Origin of the sequence: Xenorhabdus sp. IM139775, assembly GCF_028598745.1 — a bacterium.
In the GTDB taxonomy this organism is placed as follows: domain Bacteria; phylum Pseudomonadota; class Gammaproteobacteria; order Enterobacterales; family Enterobacteriaceae; genus Xenorhabdus.
The window spans coordinates 1-3,736 of sequence record NZ_JAQRFK010000132.1 but is presented as its reverse complement, the minus strand read 5'-3'; the positions used below and the strand labels follow the sequence as shown (position 1 = coordinate 3,736).

At 49.1% G+C, this 3,736-nt stretch carries 3 protein-coding genes and 2 pseudogenes; all 5 read right to left on the bottom strand.

The genetic code is table 11. From position 1 onward, the window contains the following. The coding region (locus PSI17_RS16125) for a hypothetical protein (protein WP_273552934.1) at window positions 1–297 on the bottom strand (297 nt) is incomplete at its 3' end. Between the two features lie 792 nt (window positions 298–1,089). Next, window positions 1,090–2,924, bottom strand: a pseudogene (locus PSI17_RS16120) (conjugative transfer ATPase); the annotation flags it as partial. Window positions 2,925–3,029: 105 nt separating this feature from the next. Beyond that, window positions 3,030–3,209: pseudogene (locus PSI17_RS16115) on the bottom strand (TIGR03745 family integrating conjugative element membrane protein); the annotation flags it as partial. Between the two features lie 31 nt (window positions 3,210–3,240). Continuing rightward, a complete protein-coding gene (locus tag PSI17_RS16110) occupies window positions 3,241–3,477 on the bottom strand; it encodes a TIGR03758 family integrating conjugative element protein (RefSeq protein WP_273552933.1) in 237 nt (78 codons plus the stop codon). Beyond that, window positions 3,474–3,736: integrative conjugative element protein, RAQPRD family (locus tag PSI17_RS16105; RefSeq protein WP_273552932.1), on the bottom strand; the 263-nt coding region annotated here is incomplete at its 5' end. The genes PSI17_RS16105 and PSI17_RS16110, both read right to left, overlap by 4 nt.

Here is a 3,736-nt window from a genome sequence, read left to right as displayed (position 1 = left end):
TTTAAACGCAGTGTGATATTTAGGATGATTAATAAGATGTGAAATAAAACTCTTATGGTAGGGGAGTTTTTTTGTCATTCTCATATTTTCATATCGGATTGGCCCGTTTTCAGATTTTATCTCTGGTGGAATTACATATTGATCTATAGTTACAACTCGAATGCAAGAACGTTCCATACTAATGCTAATACCTTTAAATGGCTGGTATTGATTAGTATATTTTACCCTTTGTCCGTGTAATCCATAAATAAGATCCCCAATCATTAATTTTCGTGTAAAAGGTTCCTGAAATGGCATTTTGCTTCTCCTTAACTTATCATTGGCTCACTTTCAAATACGAAAGATGACTGCTTAAATTAACTATAATCTCATGCTTTTATAACGATATAATATACTTACTAGGGTGTGGATTTCTAACGATTTATTCTTAACCATTAGGTTGATTAGTGACTATTTTTGGATGTTCCTTGTAGAGCCAATATAGTAATTTCTCTTTCCCCATTCAGTGATACCACGTTGGTGCATAAAAGCAGGGCGAGAGCACGAACGTTTTTCGACCTTAATTTGTATGCAACACAGTCAATTATAGGGCGAATATCACTCAATTCGGTCTTGTTAAAGTATCAATCAGTGTTTTATTTGCACGGATCGTTCAAAAAACAGGCTTTCATGCTCTCGCCCTGTGCATAAAAGATGTAATTTATTACGGTAACACAATAAATTATAGGGATAAACACGAACCAAACATTTACACAACGGAGAGTTTAATTACTTTTTATTATATGTTGTGACAAATACGACATTTCAACAACATATAACATTGTTAACCTCGCTTTATAACTATTTCTTGTATCTAATTGCTGGATTAAAAAATAAGGCAGACACGCAATCTCGATTTCACTCCACACTTTCCAATTCCCCTATTTGTCAAGTCTAGGCGATATGTCAGTGAATCTAAAAGAGGAATGTAGCCTGAATCATTATAAGGCCAGTCGTTGGCAAGGCTGACATCGGCATATTATTTTATCGTTGCTGGCTCATACCCATTCTGGCGGGCTTGCGGGTACAGGAGAAAAAACCTCCAGCCTCTTAGTGATTAGCACAGCCAACCTTCAACCCCCGCACCACATCCATCTTCCTTGCCACCAATACCGCCGCCTCCAGTTCACTGCACTGGTGCTCGCGCATTAACGCCCGCCGCTCGGCTTTTTCTTCTTTTTCCGTCATGCCCAGTGCCAGATAGAGGCTCGGTGGCACCACCCGAAATAAGGCTTCGATTTTCTTCGCCAATACCACGCCTTCGGTATAACAGCGGGGTAATTTACTGGCAGAAAGCAGCACCGCTTTTTGTTCTTCGGTCAGCTTCTTGAAACGGGCGATTTGTTCCACTTCATCCGGTGGCATGGTCAGGCACAGCCACCATTCCGCCATATTCAGCATCTTTTCGGCGATATTCGGATAATCGGCGAGGTTTTGGGTGGCGAGCCACAACCAAGCGCCCAATTTACGCCACACCTTGACGACTTTTGTCATATAAGGCGACAGCTGCGGGTTCGTGGTGGTGATATGCCCTTCATCAATCACCAGTTGCAGTTCGCGATCCTGATATTGATCGCGTTCAGCCAGATTATTCACTTCGTTAATCAGTGAAACCATCGCCAGCGCCATTTGGCGCCGAGTAGTTTTCACGGGTCAGTGTACCCAAATCAATCAGGGTGACATCCACCTCCGGCCACGGGGTGCCGGGACGGTTAAACAGCTCTCCTTCAAACCCCTGGGTAAACATCGACATGGCACCAGCCATTTCATCTGCTCGTGCCCGTCGGGGCGCAGTGATTAACGGCTGACCGTGTTCATCCTGCTGATGATTACGGGCAATAGCATAAAGCGCATTCTGTAAGTCTGAGGCTATCATCTGGCGCGCCCCGTCAAAACTGGTTTTTGCCGCCATCATAATGGCTTCACGGATCAGACCGCGATCAGAGCGGGTCAGGCGCTCTTCTTCTTTTCTCTCACCGCCGGTGATCATCAGCCTGGCGGCAATTTCCATCTCCCCCAGAATATCGCGCTGCTCATCGCCTTCTTCCTGTGCTTCATCCGTCTCAGGAATATCGGCTTCATTAATCCGCAGTTGGTTGGGACTGAGTTGCAGCAGTTGATGCGCATCGGCAAACAGCGCCAGACTCACCCCACAGCCCGGTTTGATACCGATTTTATTGACCGTCAGCCCCAGACTTTGGTAGTAATCTGCCGACAGGCCAAAACTGTTGCCCGCTTCCACAATAAACAGACGCGGCCGGTGGATCGCCATCAACTGGATTAACGCGGCACACAGAGTGGCCGATTTGCCGGCTCCCGTCGGGCCAAACAGCAGTAAATGAGCATTCTGGGTGCGATCCTGTTTGTTCATCGGATCAAAGGTCAGCGGCGCGCCGCCCCAGCAGTTCCTTCACTTCCTGCACATCCTGCCGGACGCGCAGTGATTCGGTGTTTTCCCCCACCGCATTTTTCGCCATCCGGGTAAAGTCCTCCTCCAGCACATCCTGCGCCTGCGCGACTATCGTCAAGGAAACCAGTGTCCCTTCCGGCATCATATCCATCAGGGCATTGATATTGTCACCCCGTTTCACTTCCCCTGTCAGTGTGCCCGGTTCCGGCGGGCGACGCAGACGCTCAACCGGCACGGCTTTATGCGGCAGCCCGTCAAACCACCAGACACCGATCTCAGGATCAGACACCGGCGGGTTAAACCATAAACTTTCGGCGAAATCATTATTGACCGGAAGTTCGGGCGGCATGGAAATCTCATAACCCACGGTGCGGTAAAAATCGGCTTTTGTCATCCCCCAATCCGGTGCCGGATTAAAATGGCGCAACAGCCAGCTATGGGTCTGCTCCCCGTTTTGCCGATGGGCCACGACACCGGCCGCCGCCAGCGATGAGACCAGCCGTTCGCAGACCTGATTGAGGGCGGCAACCTTGTAGAACGCCACGGCAGAGAGGATCAGTCCCCCGATCACAATGCTGTCCTGCGCATAACCTTTCAGCTGCCCCAGCAATCCCGCCCCGCCGCCACTTTTTGGCGGTTCGATGGCGGGTAAATCCGCCCGGGCGGACTGACAGGAAAAGCTGAACAGTAAAAAGAGCGTGCTGATTCTGGTTATCAGATTGGTGCTGACCCGACGCCAGACGGTAAAAATTTGCTTCATCTTCGGTTTCCTTTTTATCGTGTTACACGCACTAACCTGCAAACATCCAGACTGCCACGACCAATAACACCGCGGTTCGCAGGGCAAACTGGCTGAGGGTCTGGTTACGCACTTTTTCATTTGCCCAGCCGTTCCAGACATCCACTGCGGCCCAGGCCGCCCAGAGAAACAACGTAGCCAGAAAAAATCCAACACACACCAGATACAAAAAGTGGATATCAAAATGCCCTGAGGCCACTTCAAAAGCATTGCGTTGGGCGTCGGTCATTGGACACGTTCCTGACGGTAATGGCCGGATAAGGTGCCCGATTCATTCGGTTGAGCGCGGGAAGGGATCAGGTAGTGATCGATACCCGCCTTGATGGTATTGAGATCGGCCTTGATACGCCGATAATCGAAGTCATAACGCGGAAGTTTTGACAGGTCAGAGGGCTTTTCAGCGATGCTGGCGCGTTCCAGTGCAACCTGAACCTGCTCAATCAGGCGTTTTGCACCGGCCAGTTCGTCTTTTTCGGAAGCCTGTGCAA